The 422-nt window shown below is 45.0% G+C and carries 1 protein-coding gene; it reads left to right on the top strand.

The window, feature by feature from the left end:
* Positions 1-364 (top strand): IS30 family transposase (locus tag IV64_RS07985; RefSeq protein WP_157061101.1); only part of this gene is annotated, 364 nt, incomplete at its 5' end.
* Between the last annotated feature and the right edge of the window lie 58 nt (positions 365-422).

Below are 422 nucleotides of genomic sequence, written 5' to 3'. Positions count from 1 at the left end.
CTTAGAGATCATCGTTAAACTTCCCAATTATCATGCCGACACTTGCTTGAAAGCCCTCCAGAATACCTTATATGACTATGGAACCGAGCACTTTAAAACCATTACTTTTGATAATGGTGCTGAGTTCTCAAGCTTGAGTCAAGTCAAGGGAACTGACATCTACTTTGCCCATCCTTATTCACCATGGGAACGTGGAACCAATGAGAACACTAACGGCCTTTTGCGCGAGTTCTTCCCGAAGGGCAGATCCTTGGCTTCGGCCTCACTCATTGACATTCAGCTGGCTCAAGATACCTTAAACAACCGGCTACGGCGGTCATTGAACTATCGCTGCCCAGCCGATCTAATGCCTGAACTAGCTTAGCAACTAGACCACTTCTAAGAATAGATTCTTAGTGTTGCACTTGATTTGACAATTGAGG

Source organism: Lactiplantibacillus xiangfangensis, assembly GCF_001438845.1.
Classification (GTDB): domain Bacteria; phylum Bacillota; class Bacilli; order Lactobacillales; family Lactobacillaceae; genus Lactiplantibacillus; species Lactiplantibacillus xiangfangensis.
This window is presented reverse-complemented; position numbering and strand designations above follow the sequence as displayed.